General features: G+C 40.2%; 24 protein-coding genes (1 of these 24 running past the window's edge). 16 read left to right on the top strand and 8 right to left on the bottom strand.

The features are described 5' to 3' along the window. Positions 1 to 8: 8 nt before the first annotated feature. From ACXACJ_RS14165 to ACXACJ_RS14140, 6 genes are all read left to right on the top strand, one after another. Positions 9 to 761, top strand: coding sequence for a hemerythrin domain-containing protein (locus ACXACJ_RS14165; RefSeq protein ID WP_475135119.1), 753 nt, complete (start codon positions 9 to 11; stop codon positions 759 to 761). Then, positions 761 to 1,171, top strand: coding sequence for a Holliday junction resolvase RuvX (gene ruvX / locus ACXACJ_RS14160; RefSeq protein WP_475135118.1), 411 nt, complete (start codon positions 761 to 763; stop codon positions 1,169 to 1,171). The genes ACXACJ_RS14165 and ruvX overlap by 1 nt, the downstream gene beginning before the upstream one ends. A 1-nt stretch (position 1,172) precedes the next feature. Then, positions 1,173 to 1,727, top strand: coding sequence for a peptide deformylase (gene def / locus ACXACJ_RS14155; RefSeq protein ID WP_475135117.1), 555 nt, complete (start codon positions 1,173 to 1,175; stop codon positions 1,725 to 1,727). Between the two features lie 120 nt (positions 1,728 to 1,847). Then, a complete protein-coding gene (locus tag ACXACJ_RS14150; RefSeq protein WP_475135116.1) occupies positions 1,848 to 2,171 on the top strand; it encodes a PadR family transcriptional regulator in 324 nt (107 codons plus the stop codon). A 29-nt stretch (positions 2,172 to 2,200) separates the two neighbouring features. Continuing rightward, on the top strand, positions 2,201 to 4,819 hold the full coding sequence (locus tag ACXACJ_RS14145) for an FtsX-like permease family protein (RefSeq protein WP_475135115.1): 2,619 nt from the start codon (positions 2,201 to 2,203) through the stop codon (positions 4,817 to 4,819). A 207-nt stretch (positions 4,820 to 5,026) separates the two neighbouring features. After that, on the top strand, positions 5,027 to 6,709 hold the full coding sequence (locus ACXACJ_RS14140) for an alanine/glycine:cation symporter family protein (protein ID WP_475135114.1): 1,683 nt from the start codon (positions 5,027 to 5,029) through the stop codon (positions 6,707 to 6,709). Between the two features lie 71 nt (positions 6,710 to 6,780). Here ACXACJ_RS14140 and ACXACJ_RS14135 read toward each other — a convergent pair whose 3' ends face one another. Both ACXACJ_RS14135 and ACXACJ_RS14130 read right to left on the bottom strand, forming a co-directional pair. Next, the gene (locus tag ACXACJ_RS14135) at positions 6,781 to 7,038 is read right to left on the bottom strand and encodes a hypothetical protein (RefSeq protein WP_475135113.1); all 258 of its coding nucleotides are present in this window, start codon (positions 7,036 to 7,038) and stop codon (positions 6,781 to 6,783) included. Beyond that, positions 7,025 to 7,531: a DUF4494 domain-containing protein gene (locus tag ACXACJ_RS14130; protein WP_475135112.1), complete on the bottom strand. Its 507-nt coding sequence runs from the start codon at positions 7,529 to 7,531 to the stop codon at positions 7,025 to 7,027. Before ACXACJ_RS14130 ends, ACXACJ_RS14135 begins: the two co-directional genes overlap by 14 nt. Positions 7,532 to 7,691: 160 nt before the next feature. On the opposite strand from ACXACJ_RS14130, the gene ACXACJ_RS14125 reads away from it, so the two are divergent. The 3 genes from ACXACJ_RS14125 to ACXACJ_RS14115 all read left to right on the top strand — a co-directional run bounded on the left by ACXACJ_RS14125 (position 7,692) and on the right by ACXACJ_RS14115 (position 14,568). Continuing rightward, complete coding sequence (locus ACXACJ_RS14125) at positions 7,692 to 8,861, top strand: THUMP domain-containing class I SAM-dependent RNA methyltransferase (protein ID WP_475135111.1); 1,170 nt, start codon at positions 7,692 to 7,694, stop codon at positions 8,859 to 8,861. After that, positions 8,858 to 11,050 carry a patatin-like phospholipase family protein gene (locus tag ACXACJ_RS14120; RefSeq protein WP_475135110.1) on the top strand — a complete coding sequence of 731 codons (2,193 nt, stop codon included), beginning with the start codon at positions 8,858 to 8,860 and terminating at the stop codon, positions 11,048 to 11,050. Before ACXACJ_RS14125 ends, ACXACJ_RS14120 begins: the two co-directional genes overlap by 4 nt. Positions 11,051 to 11,187: 137 nt before the next feature. After that, complete coding sequence (locus tag ACXACJ_RS14115) at positions 11,188 to 14,568, top strand: methylmalonyl-CoA mutase family protein (protein ID WP_475135109.1); 3,381 nt, start codon at positions 11,188 to 11,190, stop codon at positions 14,566 to 14,568. Between the two features lie 76 nt (positions 14,569 to 14,644). On the opposite strand, the gene ACXACJ_RS14110 is transcribed toward ACXACJ_RS14115, so the two are convergent. After that, entirely contained in the window at positions 14,645 to 15,532 is an 888-nt protein-coding gene (locus ACXACJ_RS14110) for a hypothetical protein (protein ID WP_475135108.1), read from the bottom strand. Positions 15,533 to 15,628: 96 nt separating this feature from the next. Then, positions 15,629 to 16,330: a 3-keto-disaccharide hydrolase gene (locus tag ACXACJ_RS14105; RefSeq protein ID WP_475135107.1), complete on the bottom strand. Its 702-nt coding sequence runs from the start codon at positions 16,328 to 16,330 to the stop codon at positions 15,629 to 15,631. Between the two features lie 95 nt (positions 16,331 to 16,425). Here ACXACJ_RS14105 and ACXACJ_RS14100 point away from each other — a divergent pair, with 95 nt between their 5' ends. Next, entirely contained in the window at positions 16,426 to 16,905 is a 480-nt protein-coding gene (locus ACXACJ_RS14100) for a c-type cytochrome (RefSeq protein WP_475135106.1), read from the top strand. 19 nt (positions 16,906 to 16,924) lie between these two features. Here ACXACJ_RS14100 and ACXACJ_RS14095 read toward each other — a convergent pair whose 3' ends face one another. From ACXACJ_RS14095 to ACXACJ_RS14085, 3 genes are all read right to left on the bottom strand, one after another. Continuing rightward, a complete protein-coding gene (locus tag ACXACJ_RS14095; RefSeq protein ID WP_475135105.1) occupies positions 16,925 to 18,325 on the bottom strand; it encodes an amidohydrolase family protein in 1,401 nt (466 codons plus the stop codon). 64 nt (positions 18,326 to 18,389) lie between these two features. Further along, complete coding sequence (locus tag ACXACJ_RS14090) at positions 18,390 to 18,854, bottom strand: hypothetical protein (protein ID WP_475135104.1); 465 nt, start codon at positions 18,852 to 18,854, stop codon at positions 18,390 to 18,392. Positions 18,855 to 18,910: 56 nt separating this feature from the next. Continuing rightward, on the bottom strand, positions 18,911 to 19,564 hold the full coding sequence (locus ACXACJ_RS14085; protein ID WP_475135103.1) for a pyridoxamine 5'-phosphate oxidase family protein: 654 nt from the start codon (positions 19,562 to 19,564) through the stop codon (positions 18,911 to 18,913). Between the two features lie 82 nt (positions 19,565 to 19,646). On the opposite strand from ACXACJ_RS14085, the gene ACXACJ_RS14080 reads away from it, so the two are divergent. After that, positions 19,647 to 21,122: an aminotransferase-like domain-containing protein gene (locus ACXACJ_RS14080; RefSeq protein WP_475135102.1), complete on the top strand. Its 1,476-nt coding sequence runs from the start codon at positions 19,647 to 19,649 to the stop codon at positions 21,120 to 21,122. Positions 21,123 to 21,226: 104 nt separating this feature from the next. Next, on the top strand, positions 21,227 to 21,571 hold the full coding sequence (locus tag ACXACJ_RS14075; protein ID WP_475135101.1) for a YciI family protein: 345 nt from the start codon (positions 21,227 to 21,229) through the stop codon (positions 21,569 to 21,571). Positions 21,572 to 21,596: 25 nt separating this feature from the next. Here the strand turns inward: ACXACJ_RS14075 and ACXACJ_RS14070 are convergent, their stop codons facing one another. Beyond that, positions 21,597 to 23,267 carry a M61 family metallopeptidase gene (locus tag ACXACJ_RS14070; RefSeq protein WP_475135100.1) on the bottom strand — a complete coding sequence of 557 codons (1,671 nt, stop codon included), beginning with the start codon at positions 23,265 to 23,267 and terminating at the stop codon, positions 21,597 to 21,599. Positions 23,268 to 23,492: 225 nt separating this feature from the next. Here ACXACJ_RS14070 and rpmH point away from each other — a divergent pair, with 225 nt between their 5' ends. The 4 genes from rpmH to ACXACJ_RS14050 form a co-directional block, all read left to right on the top strand. Beyond that, positions 23,493 to 23,651 carry a 50S ribosomal protein L34 gene (rpmH, locus tag ACXACJ_RS14065; protein WP_084362843.1) on the top strand — a complete coding sequence of 53 codons (159 nt, stop codon included), beginning with the start codon at positions 23,493 to 23,495 and terminating at the stop codon, positions 23,649 to 23,651. A 58-nt stretch (positions 23,652 to 23,709) separates the two neighbouring features. Continuing rightward, positions 23,710 to 24,081 carry a ribonuclease P protein component gene (gene rnpA, locus ACXACJ_RS14060; RefSeq protein ID WP_475135099.1) on the top strand — a complete coding sequence of 124 codons (372 nt, stop codon included), beginning with the start codon at positions 23,710 to 23,712 and terminating at the stop codon, positions 24,079 to 24,081. A 159-nt stretch (positions 24,082 to 24,240) separates the two neighbouring features. Beyond that, entirely contained in the window at positions 24,241 to 24,537 is a 297-nt protein-coding gene (locus ACXACJ_RS14055) for a YtxH domain-containing protein (RefSeq protein ID WP_475135098.1), read from the top strand. 167 nt (positions 24,538 to 24,704) lie between these two features. Continuing rightward, positions 24,705 to 26,270 carry the 5' portion of a S41 family peptidase gene (locus ACXACJ_RS14050; protein ID WP_475135097.1) on the top strand. 90 nt of this gene lie beyond the right edge of the window, so only the first 1,566 of its 1,656 coding nucleotides appear in the window; its start codon is at positions 24,705 to 24,707; its stop codon lies off the right edge, out of view.

Genomic DNA, 26,270 nt, shown 5'->3' with positions numbered 1-26,270 from the left:
ACTTTGCAATGCACGGTTTACAAGAACGAACGATCAATGAATTAGTAACAGAAAACTACGTTAGGGCTTCTGTGCTATATTATTTTGGTGTAAAGTTCTACGATGCGCCCGATCTTACGCTCAAAGATGTTTGCCATAAACACCATCTTAATATTGAAGCGGTAATCAAAAGTTTAGAGTCCATTGAACCTAAAACTCAGGTAAGCAATGTGCAATTGATGTCCTATCCAATTGATTTGGTGTTAGAATATCTTAAGCATTCGCACTCTATTTTTGTAAAGAAGAGGTTGCCTTATATAGCCCAATTAATTGATGGCTTAGGGCAGGTGAACTATAAATACCAAGTGTTAGCTCACGATTTAAAAGAGGTTTTCCCACTTTTTATTGAAGACTTCATTCATCACATTCACGAAGAAGAAGATTCTCTATTTACATACATTCGAGATTTAAGAGATTTTCTTTCTGGCGAAAACCATGGAACAAAGTTGTTCTACACCATGGAAAATAAGTCCATTCAAGAGTTTGCGCTCGACCATGAAGAGCATGAACATGAAATGGATGGATTAAGAAAAATCACCAGCGATTATACCTTCTGCGATGACGCAGATTTGCACATAAAAGTGCTTTACAACGAATTGGCACAATTCGAACAAGATTTGCTCACCCACGCCAAAATTGAAGACGATATTCTTCTGCCTAAGGCCATGCAGCTTGAAAAGCTGGTGAAACTTCGCTTTTACGACATCATCAAACAAAATTAATGGGACGTGTTTTAGCCATTGACTATGGCAGAAAAAGAGTGGGATTGGCAGTTACTGATCCGCTTCAGATTATTGCTTCGCCTTTAGAAACTGTGCATAGTAAAGATGTGCTCCAATTCATCAAGGATTACGATCAGGCCGAAGGAATTGAATGCTTTGTGCTCGGTATGCCCATGAATTTGAACAATCAACCCACCGATGCCACAGAAGATGCAAAGCAATTTGAACGCATTTTGAAAAAACACTTTCCCGAAAAAGCTGTTTATTTGCAGGACGAAAGATTTACCTCCAAAATGGCCATGGACGCCATGATTTCCGGAGGAATGAAAAAGAAAGACAGGAGAGAGAAAGGAAATGTAGATAAAGTGAGCGCAGCCATAATTCTACAGTCCTTTTTGGAAAGAAGATAATATGATTTACCCCATTGTAGCCTACGGAGATAGCATTTTAAGAGAAGAAGCTAAGGATTTCCACAGAGATTCGGAAGATTTGACCAAGTTGGTAGAGAGCATGTTTGATACCATGTACAATGCCAATGGTGTTGGTTTGGCTGCTCCTCAAATTGGTTTGCCACACAGAATTTTTGTCATTGATTCAACCCAAATGGGCGATGATCCAGAAGAAGGGGTGAAAAGAGCTTTTATCAACCCAGAAATTTTGGATGAATATGGCAACGAATGGTCTTATGAAGAAGGCTGCTTGAGTATTCCTGATGTGCATGGCGACATTGTTCGTCCAGAGAAACTAACCATCCGCTATTTCGATGAGCTTTGGAACGAACACGAAGAAGAATTTGATGAACTAACCGCTCGCGTTATTCAGCATGAATACGACCATTTAGATGGCGTGCTGTTTACCGATTATATCAAGGGACTTAAAAAGCAGATGCTTCGCGCCAAGCTGGTCAACATTTCAAAAGGATCAGTAAAAGTGGATTACCGAATGAAATTCCCCAATAAGAAATAATGAATAGAGGAAGGCCAAGCGTAATGTTTGGCCTTTTTTGTGTCCGGTCAAAAATATTTGTAACCATTTTAGAAAGCCGAAGTATTTGCTTTATATTAGTTCGACAAATAAGAGTGAAATATGAAAGGTACACACCTTGGCGAATTTGAAGAGCTGGTTTTGTTAACGGCCGCTTTGCTTATCGATTCAGCTTACAGCGTTTCTATTGCTGAAGAGATTGAAAAGCAAACAGGAAGAAATGTTACGCTTTCCACAGTTCATACGGCTTTGTATCGATTAGAAGAAAAGGGTTTCGTGGAATCTTACATGGGTGGAACATCCAAAGATAGAGGAGGTAGAAGAAAGAGGCTTTATCGCATTACGGCTACAGGTTTCGATACTTTAAATCATGCACGCGAACTTCGAAATCGTATGTGGGAAATGATGCCAAACTATCAATTCTAATATTTATTAGTCTTACAAATAGGAGAGAAATGAAAGGAACTCAGCCGCCAAAATGGATTGATCGCCTATTAGAATGGTACTGCTCCGATCGCTATTTGGAGGAGGTACAAGGTGATTTGCATGAATGGTTTGCAAGAAGAGTTGAAAAGCAAGGGGTCAGCCGCGCTAAGTTCATGTATCTCTACGATGTAATCGCATATCTACGATGGTTCAGAATCAAAAACTTAAACGACATGAGTAAAAACAACAACGCATTATTTTTCAGCTATTTGAAAATTGCCATAAGGCAGTTTAAACGAAACCTTGGCTATTCTGTAATGAATACATTGGGGCTTGCGATCGGTATTTTTAGCGCTCTTTTAATTTCAATTTATATTTTAGATGAACTCAGCTATGATCGCTTTCATAAGGATAGTGACAAGATTTATCGGCTCGTAAACACAAATCCAGCTGAGGGCATAAAGTTCGAATCAAATCCTTCACCGTGGAAAATGTACATGACCGAAGCTTTCCCCGAAGTGGAGGCACATACACGATTGGGACAAGACAATGTTTTACTCAAAGTGGGAGGTCAGAGTTTTCTGGAAACCGACTTCTATTGGACTGACGCCAACTTTATGACTTTTTTCGATTTCGAAATTCTGTATGGAGATCGTAAAACGATGCTTGAAGAACCTAATACTTTGGTGCTTACCAAAAGCAAAGCATTGCGGTATTTTGGCAAAGAAGATGTTGTTGGAGAAATGCTTCCCATTAAGGTTTATGATGGCAATCAGGATTTTTTGATGAAGATTACAGGCGTTGTTAATGATCCGCCTCGCAATTCACACTTGCAATTTTCCTTTCTGGGCTCAATGTCTACCACCCACGAAATGTATGGCAGATTCAACGATTACTGGAGCTTTTACTGGTTGAGAAGTTATGTGAAGTTAGCTGACGGTGTAAGTTCAGCCTCAGTTGAAGCCAAAATCCCCGCTTTCTTTGAAAAATATAGGGGAGAAGGATCCTCAAAGCTCAATGGCATAATGTTTCAACCTTTGACTGATATTAGGCTTTATTCGAATGATATAGGTGGAAATACTGCTAAAGGGGATATCAATTACATTTACTTGTTTGGTTTTGTAGCATTTTTGATTCTTCTGGCGGCAGCCATTAACTATGTCAATTTGATTACGGCAAATTCTTCCCGAAGGGGAAAGGAAGTTGGGATGCGAAAAGTGTTCGGAGCCTACAAATGGCATATTGTAAAGCAGTTTTATGTAGAATGCGGCTTTCAGCTTTTCAGTGCATTTATTATAGCAATTGGCTTGGCTTGTCTTCTTCTGCCTTATTTCAACGATGTGGTGGATAAGCAATTGATTCTGTCAGACCTTTTTCAGCCTCAAGTCATTGAGGTTATGGCTTTGGTTTTTGTGGTTCTGCTCGTACTTTCTGGTTTTTATCCTGCATTGGTTATGAACAGGTTCAGGCCAATTGAAGTGCTGAAGAAAAATGTTACGGGCGTATTCGGTCAGAATTCCGTGTTCAGACAATTTCAGGTTTTAATTCAATTTTCAATTGCTTCTTTTTTGATTGCCAGCACACTCATTGTGGTTAGTCAGTTTAAATATTTCGTCAATTACGATAAAGGCTTTTATGCAGATCAGCTCATCAATGTGCCTGTAGATGACCGAGAACTTCAGAAGAAGTTGACAACCATAAAAGAGCAGATGAGTTATGTTCCGGGAGTGCAAGAAATTACAGCTTCAGGTGAAGCACTACCCAGCGCAATGAACAATACGGTGAGTTTTTCTTGGCAAGGGAAAAAAGAGACACAGCAAGAAACAGCCGATTTTGTTGCCATAGATTTTGACTATTTGGAAACGATAGGAGCCAAACTTTCTATGGGACGGAATTTGAGCAAAGATATGCCGAGTGATTCTTCTAAATATTGTTTGCTGAATGAATCTGCTTTTCGCTTAACCGGTTGGAAGGATTTAGAAAACAAGAAAGTCTATTTAGAAGGCAGCGAGAGGTTTGTGGCAGGAGTGATCGAGAATTTTAACTATAGGTCACTGCATAGTTCCATTCAGCCTGCGGTTTATATGATTGTTGAACCAGGAGGAAGGGCAAACCCTGATAATCTGATCATCAAGTTGGAATCTTCCAGCCTTGCTACTTCAATTCAACAACTTGATGACATTTGGCAGCAATTTTCTCCTCAACCATTTGAGTTCAGTCATGTAGATGAAGCGTTTTCCAGACTGTACGGAAATGAAAAGCGCTTTATGAGCGTTGTGGTGGGTTTTACGACAATTGGTATTTCATTGGCGGTTTTAGGTTTAATAGGGCTAATCTCATTTGTAGCGCAAAAGCGGTCTAAAGAAATCAGTATTCGTAAAGTATTGGGCGCTTCGCGAGGTAGCATTCTCATCAAAATAGGAGGTCAGTTTATTCAGATTTTTGTGGTTTCTGTTCTAATCGCCTTACCGCTGAGCAAAATGGCCATGGAAAATTGGCTTGAAAATTTTGCCTATCGAATTCAGATCGATTGGAAGATTTTCTTGGTTTCTGGAGCAATTTCTGTGTTCCTAACCTTGATTAGTGTGGGATTTCAGGCTTTTAAAGTGGCTTCTTCCAATCCTGTAAAACATCTTTCTGAACAATAGCTCATATCCTTTCAGAATCTATTATAGAATCAGCTTGGGTTGCCGATTAATTTTGTCGGCAATCGAATGCTGAAATCTAAAACGATGTATTTTCTATAAAAGGCTTCTCCGTTGGTCACATTCTGGCGCTCTAAGCCAAAGCAAACTTTGTCGGCAAGTAAGAATCCCTATTTTTGTGACTTGCTTTAAAAACCACAAAACTGCACTATGCAACAACTCAACGATTTTCTTAACCTAATAGACAGTTATATTGGCAGTGCGCCATGGTTTCCGTTTGCGCTATTGGGTGTAGGTTTATTTTTTACGATTTACCTGAAATTCCCACAAATCCGTTACTTCGGATTTGCCTTTAAAGTAGTTAGAGGAAAATTTGATAGAGCTGGAGATGAAGGTGATACTTCTCACTTTCAAGCCCTCACCACAGCACTTTCAGGTACTGTAGGAACAGGAAATATTGCCGGTGTGGCATTGGCGGTTCACTTGGGTGGTCCTGCTGCTCTTTTTTGGATGGTAATGACGGCTGCCATTGGTATGTGTACCAAATTTGTGGAGGTAACCCTTTCTCATAAATACAGAGAAGTAGCTGAAGATGGTACAATGGCTGGTGGGCCAATGTACTACATGAAAAATAAGCTGAACATGAAATGGTTGGCCGTAGTGTTTGCCATCGCTACAGTGCTTTCTTCTTTCGGAACAGGAAATATGCCCCAAATCAATGGTATTGCTTCTGCTTTAAAGTCAACTTTCCAAATTGAGCCATGGATTACAGGAGCAGTCCTTTCAGTGATATTAGCTTTTGTAATCATCGGTGGAATTAAAAGAATTGCTTCAGTTACAGAAAAACTTGTGCCTGCAATGGCCATCATCTATTTCTTGGGATGTTTCTCTGTGATTTTTGCCAACATCGAAAATGTGATTCCTTCTATCACTTCTATATTCACTAGCCTATTTACTACTACTGCTGCTACAGGAGGTTTTCTTGGAGCAACCGTGATGTTTGCCTTCAATAAAGGTGTTGGAAGAGGGCTTTTCTCGAATGAGGCAGGTCAAGGTTCTGCGCCAATTGCTCACGCATCGGCAAAGGCTCACGAGCCAGTTTCTGAAGGTATGGTGGCTATTTTGGAACCATTTATCGATACCATTATCATTTGTTCTATCACGGGTCTTACTCTACTTTCTTCAGGAGTTTGGCAAGAAAAGCACTTGAATGATTTTGCAGTAACCGACATGTCTATTTTGGCTGGTTCAGAATATTCTGACGATAACAAAGCAGATAGAGTAGCGCTGAAAGAACACTTATCTGGAGAGAATCCACTTCCAGTTTTTGATGGAATGCTTCAGGTTGAAAACGGAAAGATTGTAAGTGATGTAACTGTAATTCATGCGCGTTCAGTAGCTGAAGATGTACAAGTAAATGAATACTTTGGTGGCCCAGCTTTAACAGGTGAGGTCGAAATCAAAAATGGTATTCTCATGGATGGAAAAATTTCTTTCTATGGAAAATCACTTGTCCACAGTTCGCCTTTAACGGCTATCGCATTTACAAAAGGTTGGTTTGGAGATTATGGCCAATATATTGTGTCAATAGGCTTGTTGATGTTTGCTTTTAGTACCGCCATTTCATGGTCGTATTATGGAGATAGAGCCATGACTTTCCTTCTAGGTTCTGGATCAGTAAAGTACTATAGAATTGTGTATGTAGCTGGTTTCTTTATCGCAGCCATTGCCGACACTACCATTATTTGGACAGTAGCAGCCATCGCCATTGCCCTGATGACGCTGCCTAACCTTTTTGGGATTTTCTTGCTGAGAAAGGATATGAAAAATACTGTTGCTGAGTTCTGGGATGGTTTCAAAAAGGAATATCCAGATGAAAAAACACCTGAGTAAGTCAGCGATATAAAGAGAAACAAAAAGGGCGATCATTTTAATGATCGCCCTTTTTGTTTGGTAGCGTAGTTTTATCCTCTACATTCTACTATTGCCTTATCCAAAATTCCGAGTACTTTTTCGCTGTTCATGCCAATCATTGAAGCTGGAAAACCTACTTCAAGATTAGATATTTCAAGGCTTTGGGCGCTTTCACTATAATTGAAATCTAGTGAAATGCCATTTTTAGAAAGATAGCCGCTATTGCCGTTCAATTCTATGCCTTGGCTTTTGAGCTTTCCTCTTAGGCATTCGAAAGCAGCCGGACTTACATTATCAAATTTCTTCATCTTCTTCAAGGTTGTTTTCTGCTTCAACTTCAGAAAGTGGCTTTAGGTTATCTGGGATTTTCTCTTCAGAAGAATGGTGGAAAACCTCAAGAACAGGAGATTCCTTTACCTCAGGCACAGTGAAAGTCACCAACATGTTGTTCAAACTTTCAAAAATTCTTTCAAAGGCGTGCTTTACGTTATCCGCGGTAACCAACATAAGGTTGGTTACTTTCTTCTCTTTGCCAGAATCGGCATCAGCTACAAAGTATACCACCTTAGCCTGGAAGAAAACATCGGCATCTGGATATTCGAAAACATCCGTAATTCTACTTTTTGAAATGCCAGTAACCTGAAATTCTCCCATAATTCGCTGACCAACTTCTTCGTAAATTTTGGCTTCAGCTTCTGTAAAAGATAGGGCATCTACAAGGTAAGTTTCCGTCACATTTTTAGTGCGGCCTTGTTCGTCTTCTTTCATGTACTTCACCTTACAGGTAAACCAGATTTTCATAGCGTTTCAATTTTAGGCTTGCAAAAATACAATGGATATTGAGTAAACCATTGACGAAAAGGAATTTCTGCAAATAACAAGATGAACACGAGGCCCTTCACGGTCGAAAGTTGGGGCAACCTTATTAAATTGTCGAAAAAGTTCAGTACTTCACGGCAGAATGAGCGCAGTATTTCCTTACCCAAGTCAAATTGTAATTACATGTTTCCCAAAACAAAGCCCTTGGTTGGCCAAAGAGGTTGAAGCTCTGGGCTTCGAGGTGGAAAGCACTTCCATAACCGAAGTAGAAGTAAAGGGCTTCATGGATGATTGTTTGAAACTGAATATGTTTTTACGTTCGGCTGGGCGTGTCTTGTTCCAAATCAGGCGCTTTAGGGCCAATAATGCCGATGAACTTTATAAACAACTTTCCAAAATTCCTTGGGAAGAATACATGCATTCCGATCGGCAATTCTCGATAACATCGTATGTACGGAATGAGAGTATTAAAGACGAACGTTTTGCGAATTTGAGAGCGAAAGATGCCATAGCAGATAGAATGGTGGCCAAAACTGGCGAACGTCCCGATTCGGGGCCATCGCGAGATGGTGTTGTGGTGCATCTCTACTGGAAAGAAGATAAGGTTCGCGTTTATTTCGATACTTCCGGAAATACCATTTCTAAACATGGCTACCGAAAAGTGCCATACAAAGCGCCAATGATTGAATCTTTGGCGGCCTCTACAATTCTTGCAAGTGAATGGGATGCCAATAGTTCGTTTGTAAATCCGATGTGCGGTAGTGGAACACTGGCCATTGAAGCAGCACTTCTGGCTACCAAAACCGCTCCCGGTCTTTTTAGGGATAATTTCGGTTTTATGCACATAAAAGGATACGATCAAGAATCGTGGGAAGGTTATCAGCGATTGGCAAAGCTACAGAAGAAGACTAAGTTGGATTTTAAAATCATTGCTTCTGACTTGGCTAAACCGGCTTTAACGGCAGCCCGCATGAATGCAAAAACTGCTGGAGTTGATCACTTGATTGATTTTCAGCTTTGCGATTTCCGCGAAACAGATGTTCCGGAAGAACCCGGAGTGATCATGTTCAATCCAGAATATGGAGAAAGGCTGGGTGCCGATAAAGATCTGGAAGAGATATATTCGGCTATTGGCGACTTTTTTAAGCAGAAATGCAAGGGTTATATGGGCTATGTGTTTACTGGAAATCTGGATTTAGCCAAACGAATTGGACTAAGGACCAAACGTAGGATTGAATTCTACAATGCCAAAATCGATTCTAGATTATTGGAATACGAACTCTATTCCGGCTCTAAAAAACAGAAAGATTGATTTGGCTGAAGAAAATATGGTCTAGCTTTCCCATACAGATGGTGATTGTGCACGTTAAGCATAATCAGTTTTTATTGATTTATTGGCTTATTTTATTCTCCACAGTCGGAGGTGGTTTTGGGAAAAACCTTGGTATTCCATATCTGTTTTTAGATCCCGTTTATTTAGATCAAGTTTCTATTTGGGGTTTTATGTTGGTGGGGATTGCTGTGGCAGGATTCACCATGGCCTATAATGTCACCAGCTATATTTTAGATGGTTTTAGGTTTCCTTTTCTAGGAACTTTGCCCAAACCTTTGGCTCACTTTAGCCTTAATAATTCTATTATTCCGCTCACGTTTTTAGTCTATTACATTGTCAAAATTGTTCAGTTTCAGAACCATGCAAATGCTGGAGACACTTCTCAGGCCATCGTAAAAATTGTAGGTTTACTTTTGGGCGTTTTGATCATGTTGGTGTTTATTTTCGCTTACTTTTTTAGAACCAACAGAGATGTCTTTAAGCTGTTGAAGTTGGCCGCTGGTCAGCGGAAAGTAAAGAGAACAACCAATCAAAAACTTCGAGCTTTTAGAAAACTGCAGGCCTTAAGAAAGGGGAAGGTCAAAGTGAATTACTACTGCGGTTTGAACCTGAAGTTCTATTCTACACGCAGATTCGAAGAATACTATGACAGGGTTGCTATTTTAAAGGTATTCAGGCAGAATCAACGAAATGCCATTATTATAGAAGCGATGGTTTTGCTGATCATTTTTGGTTTGGGCTTATTTCAAGATACACCACTTTTTCAAGTGCCTGCAGCAGCTTCGGGAATTCTATTGCTTACCATGGTGGTAATGCTCACAGGCGCTATGAGTTTCTGGTTCAAATCATGGATTGTAAGCGGTGTTATTGGCGTTTTTATCATGTTGAACATGATTTACTCGTTCGATTTTTTAACCTATCAATACCCCGCATATGGCATTGATTACAAAAAGGAACCATCAGAATACAGCCTAACAAAGCTGAGAGAGTATTCTTCTCCAGAAAAAATTGAGCAATCGAAAGATCACATGCTTCACATTCTGGAAAACTGGAAATCGAAGTTTACGGAAGATAAGCCAAAAATGGTTTTGGTAACGGTGAGTGGCGGTGGGCAGCGTTCTGCCCTTTGGACGATGAATGTTTTGAGAAATGCTGATTCGGTGATGCGTGATGATTTGATGAAGCACACTTTTATGATTACAGGTGCTTCGGGAGGGTTGTTTGGTGCAGCATTTTACCGAGAATTGGCTTGGAAGAAATTAAAGCCAAAAGAGCCAGAGCATTTGGCCGATATGAGCAGAGATGTGCTGAATCCCGTAATTTTCACCTTGTTGGTAAACGATGTTTTCTTCAAGTTTAGAAGTTTTGATTATGGTGGTTTTCAGTATAAAAAGGAGAGAGGCTATGAGTTTGAGCAACGCTTAAAAAGCAATCTTCACGGTTTAATGGATAACCCCATTGCAGCCTATAAGGAACCAGAATATAAAGGTGAAATTCCATTGTTGATTGTAGCGCCAACCATTACCAACGATGGGCGAAAACTGTACATTTCGCCTCAACCGATGGCGTTTTTTAATACAACCGATGGTCATATCAATCCGAAAATTCAAGGCGTGGACTTTAGCAGTTTGCTGAAGGACCATCAGCCGGATAGTTTAAGGTTTCTGACCGCCCTTCGGATGAGTGCTACTTTCCCATATTTCACACCTACGATTTCCCTACCTACGGAACCCAAGATTAGCATTGCTGATGCGGGGATTTCTGATAACTATGGCGTTTCCGATGCCATTACATTTCTACATGTGTTTAAAGATTGGATCAAGGAAAATACTTCCGAGGTTGTTTTAATTACCATTCGTGATTCAAGTAAAGAGCCTCCAATTGCAAAAGATGGGAGCCAGAATTTGATTGAAAAGTTCTTTTCGCCAATTCAAGGGGCAATTAAGAGTTGGGATCAAGTGCAGACTATTAGAAATGAGCAGCGTTACGACCTTATTGCTTCAGTTTATGGAAATCAGCTGAGAAGGGTGGAGTTTGAATATAGAAACTTGAATGCCGATAGAGCTTCTCTCAGTTGGCGACTTACAGATCAAGAGATCAAGAATATTCTGAGTGGAATCAAGGATCCTTTGAATCAAAATGCCTTGAAAGAATTAGCCGATCAATAAACTTCCTATTTTCCTTTGGGTTTATCTTTTTGAATTTGAACAGGTTAGTTTCGCAATAAAACCTTCTGCCTAACAGTTGTTAGGAAACTCACCTCTTTTCAGTAAATTCGCAACCAGTAAACTATAATAGAATCTTTATGCAAGAAGTAGCTCCCTATACTCCTAAAAATAAAGTCAGAATTGTAACCGCAGCCTCATTGTTCGATGGCCACGATGCCGCCATCAATATCATGCGAAGAATCATTCAGGCCACGGGCTGCGAAGTGATTCACCTTGGGCACGATAGAAGTGTGGAAGAAGTGGTGAATACCGCCATTCAAGAAGATGCCCAGGCCATTGCTATGACATCTTATCAGGGTGGGCACAACGAGTATTTCAAATACATGTATGACTTGCTGAAGGAAAAAGGAGCAAATCACATCAAGATATTTGGTGGAGGTGGAGGTGTTATTCTCCCCGAAGAAATCAAAGAATTGATGGATTACGGCATAACGAGAATTTATTCTCCTGATGATGGCCGTGAAATGGGCCTTCAGGGAATGATTAACGATATGGTGCAGAAATGCGACTTCCCGACAGGACAAAACCTGAATGGTGAAGTGAGCCATTTGAAGGAAAAGGAAGTAACTGCTATTGCCAAATTGATTTCAGCTGCGGAAAACTTTCCTGAAGAATCGGCTAAAGATTTTGATGCTGTACATGAAATGGCTGACAAGGTGGAAACGCCTGTTTTGGGAATCACAGGTACGGGTGGTGCTGGAAAATCTTCCTTAGTAGATGAACTGGTAAGAAGATTTTTGATCGATTTTGAAGACAAAACCATTGCCATTGTTTCGGTTGACCCTTCTAAAAGAAAAACAGGCGGAGCTTTATTGGGCGATAGAATTCGAATGAATTCCATCAACAATGCGCGTGTGTACATGCGTTCTTTGGCCACCCGTCAGTCGAACTTGGCGCTTTCGAAACATGTGCGCGAAGCTGTTCAAGTGCTGAAAGCGGCCCAATATGATTTGATTATTCTGGAAACATCAGGAATTGGTCAGTCGGATACCGAAATTCTAGACCATTCGGATGTTTCATTATATGTAATGACTCCTGAATATGGAGCAGCAACTCAGCTAGAAAAAATCGATATGCTCGATTTCGCAGATGTAATTGCGCTCAATAAATTCGATAAAAGGGGGGCGTTGGATGCTTTGCGCGATGTCAAAAAGCAATATCAGCGCAACCATGGTTTGTGGTCGGCCAAAGTAGACGATATGCCAGTGTATGGCACAATCGCTTCTCAATTTAACGATCCTGGAATGAATAGCCTTTATAAGGTGATTATGGATAAGGTGGTTGAAAAGACAAAAGCTGATCTAAAATCTACCTTCGAGATTACCAATGAAATGTCGGAAAAGGTGTTTGTGATTCCACCGAACAGAACACGATACCTTTCTGAAATTGCTGAAAACAATCGTTCTTACGACAACAAAGCACTTTCTCAAGCCGATGTAGCCGATAAACTTTATGGTTTCCATCGGTCGATTGAAACACTGAAGGAGTTAAGTTTTGCTGACAAAGACAGATTGATCAAAGGCCTTCAGGAATCTTTTGAACAAGTGAAGCTCGATCTCGATCCGCATAATTGGCAATTGATAGAACAGTGGGAGGAGAAGATAAAGAAGTACAGCGATCCTGTTTACACCTTTAAGGTTCGTGATAAAGAAATTAAGATAAAGACCCACACGGAGTCACTTTCACATTCTCAAATACCGAAAGTGGCTTTGCCGAAATTCAAAAGTTGGGGAGATGTAATTCGTTGGTCGTTGCAGGAAAATGTTCCGGGTGAATTTCCTTACACTGCCGGAATTTATCCTTTCAAACGAGAAGGAGAAGATCCAACCCGTATGTTTGCGGGAGAAGGCGGGCCCGAAAGAACCAATAGACGTTTTCACTATGTGAGTTTGGGCATGCCAGCAGCACGTTTGTCTACGGCATTCGACTCGGTTACACTTTACGGAAATGATCCTGATTATCGACCAGATATTTATGGTAAAATCGGCAACTCAGGCGTTAGTATCTGTTGCTTAGACGATGCTAAGAAACTTTATTCTGGTTTTAACCTTTCGCATCCTACCACTTCGGTTTCCATGACCATCAATGGGCCGGCTCCAATGCTTTTGGGCTTTTTTATGAATGCCGCCATCGATCAGCAGTGCGAGCTTTATATCAAAGAAAATGGATTAGAAGAAGAGGTTGAAGCTAAAATTGAGGCTATTTACAAGGGAAAAGGCGTTGCCCGACCGCAATATCAAGGTGATTTGCCTGAAGGAAATGATGGTTTGGGGCTAATGCTATTGGGCGTTACTGGCGATCAAGTTTTACCTTCCGATATCTATGCCGAAATTAAATCTAAAACGCTTTCAACTGTTCGTGGAACAGTTCAGGCTGATATTCTGAAGGAAGATCAAGCGCAAAATACATGTATTTTCTCTACCGAATTTGCGCTCCGTTTAATGGGTGATGTTCAAGACTACTTCATTCAGAAGGTGGTGAGAAACTTCTATTCGGTATCAATTTCGGGTTACCATATTGCCGAAGCAGGTGCAAACCCAATTACCCAATTGGCCTTTACCTTGGCGAATGGTTTCACATACGTGGAATATTATTTGAGCCGTGGTATGGATATCAACGCCTTTGGCCCGAACCTTTCGTTCTTCTTCTCAAATGGAATTGATCCTGAGTATGCGGTGATTGGTCGCGTAGCCAGAAGAATTTGGGCAAAAGCTTTGAAAGAGAAATATGGAGCAAACGCCCGTGCTCAAATGTTGAAGTACCACATTCAAACTTCGGGGCGTTCGTTGCATGCGCAAGAAATTGACTTCAACGATATCAGAACTACGCTTCAGGCATTATACGCGATTTACGATAACTGTAATTCGTTACACACCAATGCTTATGACGAAGCCATTACCACTCCAACGGAAGAGTTGGTGCGCAGAGCCATGGCGATTCAGCTGATCATCAATAAAGAGTTGGGCTTGGCTAAAAATGAAAATCCGCTTCAGGGTTCTTTCATTATTGAAGAGCTTACCGATTTGGTAGAAGAAGCCGTTCTTACAGAATTTGATAGAATTACAGAGCGTGGAGGTGTTTTGGGCGCCATGGAAACCATGTATCAGCGAAGTAAAATTCAGGAAGAGTCGCTTTATTACGAGACTTTGAAACACACGGGCGAATTCCCAATTATTGGTGTGAATACTTTCTTGAGCTCTAAAGGCTCGCCAACAGTGTTGCCTAAAGAGGTAATTCGAGCGACTGAAACAGAGAAAGAGTACCAAATCAATATGCTAAGCAACCTTCAAAATGGCAATGAAAGCAAAGCACAAGATATGTTGAAGCGAGTGCAGCAAGCAGCCATTCAGAATGAGAATATTTTTGAGGAACTGATGGAAGCCTGTAAATATTGCTCTCTCGGTCAAATCACCAGTGCCTTATTTGAGGTCGGTGGCCAGTACCGCAGAAATATGTAATTGCTGAGTTGGGCAACTTATAGAATTTTGAATCATTAGATTAATGGCTAGTTCGCATATTCGGGCTAGCCATTTTTTATTGCCAAAAGTATCCATTGGCGTTCAAGGAATCTAACATCTGTTTTTCTCCCGAAAACTCAACTAATTGGTCGTAGATATCTCCTAATTCGGATAAGTTAGACCAGTAATAACGGTAAAGATATTCAATGTATAGACTTTCTGAGTTGTTATATTCTTCCTCTAAAACTTCAGAGTAAATAGAATCAGAAACAGCATGGGCTAGATTTAATCGCATGAGTTTAAGGCCATTTCCAATCCAGAGACTTGAAACCTGGTTTAAATAGTATAAAGCTCCCACGGTATCCTGTTGATCTAGCTGTTTTTGGTAATTAGACATCGCTTGGATGGCTGATTTCCTTTCTTTCGATTGCGCGTTATACCTTGAGCTAAGATGAATCAAGTTTTTAATAGACTGACTATACCAAGTATTACTTTTTATGTCAAAAATGTTGCAGATGTAAGGTTTGTTATTAATCATTTCGACCCTGTATCTCAGAAAGGTATAGTGGAAAGGAAAAACAAGCGTTAATGTGATTTCTGAATATGTTTCTCTGTGCTCAACTTTTGTAAGATAAACTTTGCCTTTTTCTGAGCTAACTTGATTAACCAAAGTAAGACCTGAAAACTTAATTTCATCACTAATCTCTTCATTGAAAAGGTGGATAAAGACATTCTTTTCAACCTTATTTAAGTCCTCTACTCGATTTTTAAAAGCTTCATTGCTCCACGATTTTTTAATAAGCTCATGTTCGAATTCATTGATGCTTTTTGTTAGACTTTTAGCATAGGACTTAACCGCTTTCTTGTCTTGATCGGTAAGAGGGGGCGCTTTCGAGTTTGTTTCCTTTCTGGAACAGCCGAGTAAAATGATTAGAAGAAGCAGAAATGAAAAAGTCGCCCGCATTATTTCAGCTAAGTTAAAAGCTCTTCTTGTTTTGAAATGAAATTTTATCAGCCGATCTAGGCAATAGTTCGGCTGATTTTAAAAGATGATTCTCAATCACTCCTTATTCAACTCCTTAATCTTGATGTTACGGAAGGCTACTTTTCCGCCATGTTCTTGCAATGAAATATAGCCAGTTTGAGATGCTCCAAAATCTTCCCAAACATTAAATGCTGACTTACCGATCAGGGCTTTCCAGTCTGGGCCATTTACTGGGAATTCCAGCACTTTCTCATCATTAAAAATCAAGAATCCTTCGTTGTTTTCTTGGTCTATGTGTAGCGTGTAATGATTCCATTCGCCAGCAGGTTTGCTCACTACTTTGTTAGGTGCCATCAAATTATAAAGCGAACCCGCTCGGTTTATATCGCCTCTTTCGTTTACGTATTCTGTCCAGCCATCGTCCAAAATTTGAATTTCGGCTCCTGTTAAATATGGATGCTCATATTTATCGTCTTCCACTACGCCCCATAAAAGGCCAGAATTACCGTGCTCGCCAATCATCCAATCAAGTGAAAGTTCGAAGCTTGTGTATTTTTTGTCGGTTGTGAGGTTGGCACTGGAGGCATCGGTGCGAAGAGAAGGGTCGAAAAGGATGACACCTTGGTCTACAGTCCAGCCGTTATAATTTTTCCCGTGGCCGTAAATATGCCAGCCGTCTAGGTTTTCTCCATTAAAGAGAGATTCCCAGCCGTCATTTTTTTGACAACTGCTGAGGCAAAAAATTAAAGTAATGATAATTAGCGCGTTTCTTTTCATAGGTGTGTTTTCAAAAATGGGAACTCTAGATAATGATTTTTTTTCATTCTTAATTCTTGTTACTTGTGAGCGGAAAAAAAATTAATCAGTAACAAATGAAGATTTCGCGCCTTATTTTCTCTTTCGCCATAGTGGGGCTTGTGTTCTCCTGTTCGGGCAAAAAGGATAAAACAGACAGTTTTAACATCAATGAATCGAAGCCTGTGGCTACGGAAAAAGAAAAAGCTTCTACCCGGGTAGATTTGGAAAACAAAGGCGTTGGGCCAATTACTTCTGTGGAACTTTCAGAAACAATTGACGATGGTTTGGTAGCTCAAGGAAAGCAGATTTTTGAAACCAGTTGTGTGATTTGTCACAAAGTGGAATCGAAATTTATAGGCCCTGCACTAAAAGGAGTTTTAGACAGAAGATCGCCAGAGTGGGTAATGAATATGATTCTTGAGCCAGGAAGAATGCTTCGCGATGATCCTTTGGCAAAAGACTTATTTATGGAATTCAACGGTTCGCCTATGTCGGATATGAACTTAACCGAAGAACAAGCAAGAGCCGTTTTAGAGTATTTCCGAACGTTATAAAAACAATTTAGCGACCTGATTAATTTTTCAGGTCGCTAAGCATTTTTGACAATTCAGGTTGAGAATAGCTTTTTCCTTGCAAAATCAAGGTGCTTATTTTTTGAGTATTCTCGATGTTATCCAGAGGATTACCCTCCAAAATCAAAATATCAGCTGATTTTCCGGTTTCAACAGTTCCGTAGAAATCTTCTACATGAAAGAACTCTGCGCCATTTATGGTTGCTGTTTTCAAAGCTTCAAGCGGACTTAATCCTGCTTCTACCAGCGCAGCCAATTCCTGATGCAGCGAAAGGCCTTGATAAACATAGGAGTTCGAAGCTCCAGAATCGCTACCTGCCAATAATGGAACACCAGCTTTGTTAAGCTTCGGTACTAAATTTCTGAAAGCCGTATTCAGAGCATGTCTGTTTTCTATGGCTTCTTCCGAAGCACGCATGGCACTGCGAACTCGGCCTCTGTAACTACTTTTTATGCCTTCGCCAATATAGTTGAGGTACTCGTCATGCTCGTGATTGTCTTTGTCTAGGTAAGAAAGCGTATTGCTAATGTGCATGGTAGGAACTACGTAAGTACCATTTTCTTTCAACTTTCTGAATGAATTTTCTGCAGTGGCAGCACCATAAGTGGCCATCACTCTGTCTAAGGAACTCCAAAAACTAGCTTTTCCATCAATCACATCTTGCGTGATTTGCTCCTCTTCCGATGATGTTCCCTTTAATATATAGTATAAATGTTCAATAGAACCGATGCCCGAACTCACGGCTTCGTCTAGCAAAACGGTGAACGGCATGTGGCCCGAAGTGATGATGCCTCGTTTTTTTGCTTCTTTAATTATGGCGATATAAGCTTCTCGGGAAATCGTGCTGTCATAGATTTTAATAAAATCTACACCCATATTTTCGAGTGAATCAACCGCATGAGGAACATCAGCTTCGGTAGCCACTGGAATGGAACCAGCCCAAGTGCCTTTTGGTCCATCGAGTTTTGGTCCAGAGGTAAAAATTTTTGGCCCGATTAGAGTTCCTTCTTGAATTTGATCTCGCCATTGAAAGATTTGCTGAGTCATATCCCCACCAGCTTCGCGAACGCCCGTGATTCCGTTGGCCACAAAAAGAGGAAGTAGGTTTTTGTTCTCTTGAATCAAATCTTCTCCGCCACGAAAATGAACGTGCATATCCCAAAGGCCGGGAATAATGAATTTCCCTTTGGCGTCAATTTCTTCAGTGGCCTTAAAGTTTGAAGATGCAGAACCCACAAACACAATAGAGTCATTGCGAATACCAATGGTTTGGTTTTGGTTTACCGAGCCAGCTTTCAGGTCGATGATGTTGGCGTTGGTAATTAAAATGTCGATGGACTCTTGTTTGGGTCCGCAAGACATTAGGAAAAGAAGTAGGAAGAGTGGTGTGAATTTTTTCATGAGAGATAAATTACCTGAATGTATTTATCTCTCACGGAAGGCACAAAGTGATTTTTTTCAGTGGTTATTGTTTTTTCGGAGTTACGCGTTTTTGCCAACCATCATAAAGGTCGTCATCGCTTCCGTCTTGATCCCAATCCAAATAAGCTCTGAATCGAACTTTATCTTTTTCCATCACAACGTGATAAGCACTGGCGTAATTTTCTGATTTCAGAATCAAAGAATCGCCAACAACTTCCCATTCTCCAGATTCAACCCCTAGCTTTTCTCCATCTAAATTATAGTAAGTGGAAGAAAAAGTACTGTCGGCATTAAATACGGTTTGAATAGGCTTTATACCCAAAACTTCTTCCCATTGGCCTTCTTCCGCTACCATATGGCCGGTGGAATCGGTGCCGTCTACGGTGTTCATTTCAACATCCAAAGAAGTGTTTTCCCAATTCCCGATCAATTGTTCTCGAAGCGTAGGTTTTGGTTGGCAGGCTACCAAAGTTGCCAGCAAAGCGGGGATGGCCAGTTTTTTATTCATACCATAAATTAACTGACAATATTCGGGAATGTTGAAAGCAAGTTTAAAAATGAAGTTTATGAAAATGAAAATTTCAAAACTGAATCTGGAATTGCAATTTCTTTCGAGCAATCTTCATTTTGAATAGCCTTTCCAGAAATAGTTGTAAAAGGGATTACGCCTGCCCAAATATCCAAATCAAGATCGTTAGGATCATCAACTGCGCCTTCAGCTCGAACTTTAGCGGAAGCTGTTTCAATTTCTATGGCAATCACCAGCGTGCTATTGAGTTCCTTTTCGTTCGGTAATCTTATTTCGTCCCATCTTCCTGCAACCATATTTTCGGTGATAATTCTCAATGCTTCCATTTTTTCAGAAGGCTCATTCAAGAGTTTTGCTTTTCCAAATACCGTTACGGATCTATAATTGGCAGAATGATGGAATGCGGAACGCGCCAAAACAAGACCATCGAGATGGGTAACCGTGAGGCTTGCCTTTTCTTGATTCAACAAAGAGAGCATCATTCTATTTTTCAAGGAACCATGAATGAAAATTCGATTTTCCTTTCTGCCGTATGCAGTCGGAATGGCAATGGCTGTGCCTTCAAATTGATACGCTATATGACAGAGAAAGTGGGCATCCAAAATCTGATGAACTAAATTTTTGTCGTATGAAGCTCTTTTGGTTCCTCGGATTACTTTGTTGTATTCGGTTTTTTCAAATTCAGCCATGACGGTATGTTTTTCTGAAACGAATATCTAATTTTATCGGACTATCAAAGTGATCCACTTTTTAGTTCTAAAATAGTCCGGAATGTTGTCGTTTAAGAATTTGATTTCGCTCAATCGTGAGGCTGATGTGCCTGTTTATCTTCAGCTTCATAATGCACTGATCCAGCTAGTAAAGTCGGGAGTTTTGAAAGCAGGAGCAAAATTGCCCGGTTCACGTCAGTTTTCAGAACAGTTGGGCATTCATCGCAAAACCGTTATTTCTGCTTTTGATGAACTTATGAGCCAAGGTTGGATTGTCTCTGTGCCTTCGAAAGGAACTTATGTGAGCGATAAGTTGCCAGAAGTGAAGCCAAAAGGTGAATCGATTCAGCCTTTGGCAGAAGATAAGGCCGGTTTTGAGTTCGACCCACACCAGCTTTTGCATCGTGGGTTCCCGAAACTTCCAGAAGGTCTAACCCTAGATGAAGGTATTCCTGATGTGAGAATTGCTCCGATGGCCGAAATTCTTCGCCACGAACGTAGTTTCCTTTCCAGAAAATACAATTCACGCTATCTGAATTATGGCTCCTTTTTCGGCAATGAACACTTGAGAAATGTTTTGGCGAATTATCTCCAAGAAAGTCGGGGTATTCAGTGTAAAGCAGAAAACATTTTGATTACCAGAGGAAGTCAAATGGCGCTATACCTTTCTGCGCAACTTATCCATAAAAATGGAGGAGGAAGTGTGGTAGGAGATACAAATTACATCGCGGCTAATCTCACCTTGGAACAAGCCGGAGCAAAATTGCACACGCTTCCTGTGGATGGTCACGGGCTGAAAACAGATCAACTTCCAGAAGTATTGGAGAAAAATCAGATTCAGTCTTTGTATGTTACTTCACATCACTATCACCCCACTTCGGTTACTTTGAGTCCCGAGCGCAGGCTTCATTTAGTAGAACTGGCAAAAAAATACGGTTTCGCCATTTTGGAAGATGATTACGATTACGACTTTCATTACCAAAGGGCGCCACTTTTGCCTTTGGCGAGCATGGACGACAGTCGACATATTGTGTACATGGGCGCGGTTTGTAAATTGATTGCGCCAACAATTCGGGTGGGTTATATGGTTGGGCCGAAGGATTTTATTGAGGCGGCTGGGCATTTGCGTAGAACGATCGATAGGCAAGGTGACGCGATTTTGGAACAAGCCATTGCGCAAATGATCGAAATGGGAGATTTTCAGCGACACAGTAGAAAGGCTTTGAAGCTTTACCACGAAAGAAGAGACCACTTTGACTTATTACTGAAGTCTCATCTTTCTGATTATTTGGAATATCAAATTCCTGAAGGAGGAATGGCTTTTTGGGTCACGCTTCGGGAAGATTTGAACTGGGAAGAAATTCGTTTTTTGTGTAAACAGAAGGGTTTGACGATTCCCGACCCAAAACATTATGCTTACGCTGGGCAAAAACATAATGGCATAAGAATGGGCTTTGCTTCATTAAATTTTGAGGAGCAAATTAAGGTAATCGATATATTAAAATGGGCGATGAGCCATGCGAAAGGGAATTTTTAAAATTCTTGAAAAAAATCTTCAAGATTGTCCCTTTCTGAAAACCTCGTTCGTCACGCTAGTGAATTTCAAACAGAAATTATTTTTAACACATAATTTATTCAATCATGAAAAAGTTTTTATACCTGTTTAGAGGTGGTGATGAAAGAATGGCTCAAATGTCACCAGAAGAAGTGCAAGCGCATATGGCCGAATGGGGCGTTTGGATGGAAACCCTTGCCGAAAAAGGTCAACTTATGGGCGGAGAGCCTTTAAAAGCTGAAGGGATTCAGGTTTCAAAAGGCGGCCAATTGGTAATTGATGGCCCTTTTGCTGAAGGTGCCGAAATCGTTGGTGGCTATTTAATGGTGCAGGCCGAAAGCTTACAAGATGCCGCTGAACTTTCTAAAGGTTGCCCTATTCTTCAGGCTGAAGATGGACATATAGAAGTTAGAGAAATCGAAGAAATGTAATTTTGATGAAGCAAGAAAGGCTTGGTTAGTTTAGCCAAGCCTTTAATCTATCTGCACAATTTCCGCTCAATCTTACTTGAAAAACAGAAAAGTAATCGCCTTTTCCTTGTGGTAAACTAAGGTTGACTTTTCGGCCAAAGCGATTAACCTCTAGATCCACAGGCCATGAATTGCTGAATAATTCTGGGCTGTAGTTCAATATTTCATCTTTAATGCTGAGTAATTTTTCTGCTGGAGAATTGGGTGCGATAGCATCTATAAACCAGCGTTTATCGCTTTCTATCAACTTTATTCCAAAATGGCTTGATTCTCTTTTGTCGTTTTGTTTGGTGTAAAATTCCAAACCGAAGTTTTTAAATAGATCGGAAAGCTCAGTTTCAAAAGGCTTTGTGCCCGAAACATATTTTTGGAAATAGTCCGTTAAATCTTCGCCATACACCTCTTCGCACATTTCCTTGTAATCCTTATATGTGTAGCCAAGCATATCTCGTCCAAACTTTTCCCACATCAGCTGCATCACATCGTCTAAGCTGATTTCGTTATTCCATTTCAGCCTGATTTTTAAATCGAGCATTAGCGCGAGTAAAGCGCCTTCATTATAAATGCTCACTTTTCTTCCCGGAACACCTTTTTCGTAACCGTCTAACCAAAGGTCGAATGAAGAATCAGCAACTGACATATTTCTTCTGCCTTCATTCAAAAAATGTCTTTCCAACATTTTATTCAACTCGACTAAGTATTCTTCTAAGGTGAAAACTCCACTTCTTTTCAAAAAAAGATCGCCATAGTAAGTGGTTACACCTTCAGTAACAAAACCGGTTTTATGGTAATTTTCCGAATCGAAAGTATAAGGCGTCATTTCCTTAGGGCGAAGTCGGATTACATTCCAAGTATGAAAAAGTTCGTGACTACTTACGCCCAGAAATTCTTTGTAAAGCGGGCGATTGCTCAATTCGTGGCTTGGCCCAATGGTAATCATGGTAGAATTCCAGTGTTCAACACCGTGATAATGCGGGTATGGTAGGCATTGATAAATGAAGTGATAGTTGGAGCAAGGAAATTCGCCCATCACATTTATCTGTAGTTCGGTGAATTTGCTGAAATCTTCAATCAACTTTTCTTCATTCAAAGGAGCGTCACCAATTAACCAAAGATGAAATTCAGAATCGCCAATTTTATATTGAACTTCTTTGAGTTGAGCACTGGCTACTAAAGGCGAATCCACCAATTTATAATAATCTGGAGCAGCGAAGGTTTTCGGCTTGATTTGCTCTAGCCCTGTTGCAAATTGATAATGTGAAGGAACTTGAATTTTAACCGTACATCTTTCATCCAGCTTTCCTTCCACATACAAAGCACAATTGATGAAGTTGATATAAAGCTGGGTTTCATCGAGCCAGGAATTGCCGGCATCCATAGTAAAAGCGTAATAATTATATTTTATAGTTGCACTATTTCTTCGCTTTGTTTTTATACGCCAATGATCTTTGGTCAGCTTTTCCGTTTTCAGTGCTTCTCCTTTCTCGTCAAAAGCTTCGAGCTTCAAAATATGTTTAGCAAAATTCTGAATGGTGTACCTTCCTGGCCTCCAAGCAGGCAGATGAACGTCTAAAAATTCACTTTCGATATCGTTGATTTCCAAACTTACATCTATAATATGTTGAAGCGGATTGGAATAGGAAAAGGTGTATTTCATAAAGAAGCTGTTACCAAAATCTATGGAATACAAGGATAGCACATTGAAAACTTGTAGTCAATGAGGCGGATAATCTTAATAATTTGTTGAAATTTGCGTCTGAAAGGGCGTTTTGAGCATTTGTTAACCTATTGAAAAACAATTTTAAACAGTGGTTGGCAAATAAAAAAAAGCTCCTTATCTTTGCAGTCCTTTTGGGAAAAGACGATAAGAATCTGATATAAAATGAAAAGAACATTCCAACCTTCGCAGAGAAAGAGAAAAAACAAGCACGGCTTCAGAGCAAGAATGGAATCAGCTAATGGCAGAAGGGTTCTAGCTAGCAGAAGAGCTAAGGGCAGACACAAGCTGACCGTTTCTGACGAGAAAAAAGGCAAGAAGTAATCACTTCTCGGCTGAGGTTTTAAAATAAGTAAACCTCTGAGTCATCGACACTACGAACTTGACATATACTTTCCCTAAAGCGGAAAGGCTCAATAGTAAAAAACATATTCAGGAGCTTTTTGAAAAAGGCTCCTTTTTTTATTTGTACCCCTTCAAAGTGGTTTACATGGCAGCGCCCGAAGGCGTGCCGGTTAATCAGGCTTTGGTGTCGGTATCTAAAAAGAAGTTTAAAAGAGCCGTAGATCGCAATCTGCTGAAAAGAAGAATTAAGGAAGCCTATCGACTGAATAAACACGAACTCCCAAGTGAATCTTCCAGTCCGCGCTATTTAATTGCTTTTATTTTTACAGGTAAGCAGTTGCACGAATTCAAAATGATTAACGGCAGAATGAAAAAAGGCCTTCTTCAGCTGGCTCAAGTGGAGCCGTAGTCCTGAAACTCCCCATAAAGTGTGGAAATGATTACACGATTTTTGGGTCGTTTCAATTAAAATGTGGCTAATAAGCGTGTTTTGGCTGTTTTCTTAACGTGGTATGCTTTTTTCTTTTTGAAGAGCGAAAACGATTAAGAAATTTAAAACATAAAAGACATGAACGATACAGCAAAAGTAATCACGGGAGTAGTAGCAGGCGCAGCAGCAGGAGCATTAGCAGGAATTCTTTTAGCTCCAGACAGCGGTAAACAAACTAGAAAAAAAATAGTTGATAGTTCTAAAGACCTTGCAACTACTGCAAGCTCAGCAATCAAAGATGCAGCTTCAACGGCTGGTTCAGCAATTTCTGATAGCATGGACAAAGCAAAAAAGCAATACAATAAGTCTATTGAATCTGCAGCAAAAAGCACCAAAAACGGAGTGGATAAGGCAAAAGTAGCCCTTAAAGCCTAATAAGAGTAGAGTTAAAAAAGTAGAGTAGCCGACTGGACAAAAGTTCAGTCGGCTTTTTTTATGCATTTTATTTTCTTCGCCATATATTGAGATTTACTGCCGAATGCATAATACGGTGAACAGATATTACACCGTTTCGTTGTAAGTTAAATCTCAATTAAGAAGTGATGGCAAAAAGCAAATTGAAGAAAAGGTATTTGATAGTGGGGGTACTCAGCATGTTTTTGCTTTGGTCTTTTACGGCTCCTCAAAACGATAAGTATTTCGAAATCCTTAAGAACCTCGACATTTTTGCCACTATGTTCAAAGAAGTGAACGCGAATTATGTGGACGATATCAATCCAAATACATTTATGCGAAATGGCATAGATGCCATGTTGGCCAATTTGGACCCTTACACTAATTATTATTCTGAAGACGAAATCGAAGATGCCCGAACCGCAAACACGGGTGAGTATGGGGGTATTGGTGCCCGAGTTGGCTTAATCGATGATAAAGTTATGGTGCTGATGCCCGATAAAGGTTTTTCTGCCGATCGTGCTGGGCTGAAACGTGGTGATGAAATTATCAGTATTGATGGACTCGATGTAAAAGGGAATTATGAAAGAGCAAGCGAGTATATAAAAGGCCAGGCTTCAAAAAATGTAAAGCTGGAAGTGCTCCGCCCTAATGTTGGTAAATTAAATATCACGATTGAGTTGGAAAAAATCGATTTGCCGAATGTGCCCTACTTCGCCATGGTAAATAATGATGTAGGTATAATTAAGCAAGTTTCATTTACCGATGATGCTTCAAAAGAAGTTAAAGCTGCTTTGAGGGATTTGAAAAAGCAAGGGGCTACAAAAATCATATTAGATCTTAGAGGGAATCCAGGTGGTTTGTTAAACGAAGCGGTTAACATTTCCAATATCTTTATCCCGAAGGGAGAATTGGTAGTGACCACAAAAGGTAAGTTGGAAGAAATGAACGCGAGCTATAAAACACTGAATACTTCTACCGATGAGGAAATTCCTCTGGCGGTTCTAACTTCTAGCACCAGTGCTTCCGCTTCTGAAATTGTAGCGGGTGTTATGCAAGATTATGATAGGGGAGTAGTAATTGGTCAAAAATCTTTCGGAAAGGGATTGGTGCAAAGAACTTTGCCTCTTTCTTATAATTCTCAAATGAAAGTAACCATTGCCAAATACTATACGCCTAGTGGCCGATGCATTCAGGCGCTTGATTATTCAAACAGAAATCCTGACGGAAGTGTGGGTAAAGTCCCAGATTCTTTAAAAACTCTATTTAGAACAGAAAATGGTCGCCCCGTTTACGATGGTGGTGGTGTTGATCCTGATGTGTTGGTTGAAACTCGACCATACACGCCATTAACGCTAGGGTTAATTAGAAATAATATGTTTTTAAAATTCGGCAACTTCTATAATAATAAGGTGGATAGCATTATCTCGATTAAAAACTTCAAAATTACAGATCAGATTTTGGCTGATTTCAATAAGTGGGCGGTAGGTCAAACTTTCGATTATTCAAATCCGGTGGAAAAGGAGCTAGCGAGATTTAAAGAAATTGCCGAGGATTATGGAATGTTGACTGACGTAAAAAGCCAGGTTTCTCAACTTGAAGCCAAACTTGGGCATAATAAAGCTGAGGATTTGGAAAACAGTAGAGAGCAAATCCGCGAATTGCTACGCGAAGAATTTGTTTCTCGCTATTATTTAGAAGAAGGAAGACTGGAA

It is taken from the genome of Roseivirga sp. AWQ4_251 (assembly GCF_056158225.1).
This window is presented reverse-complemented; position numbering and strand designations above follow the sequence as displayed.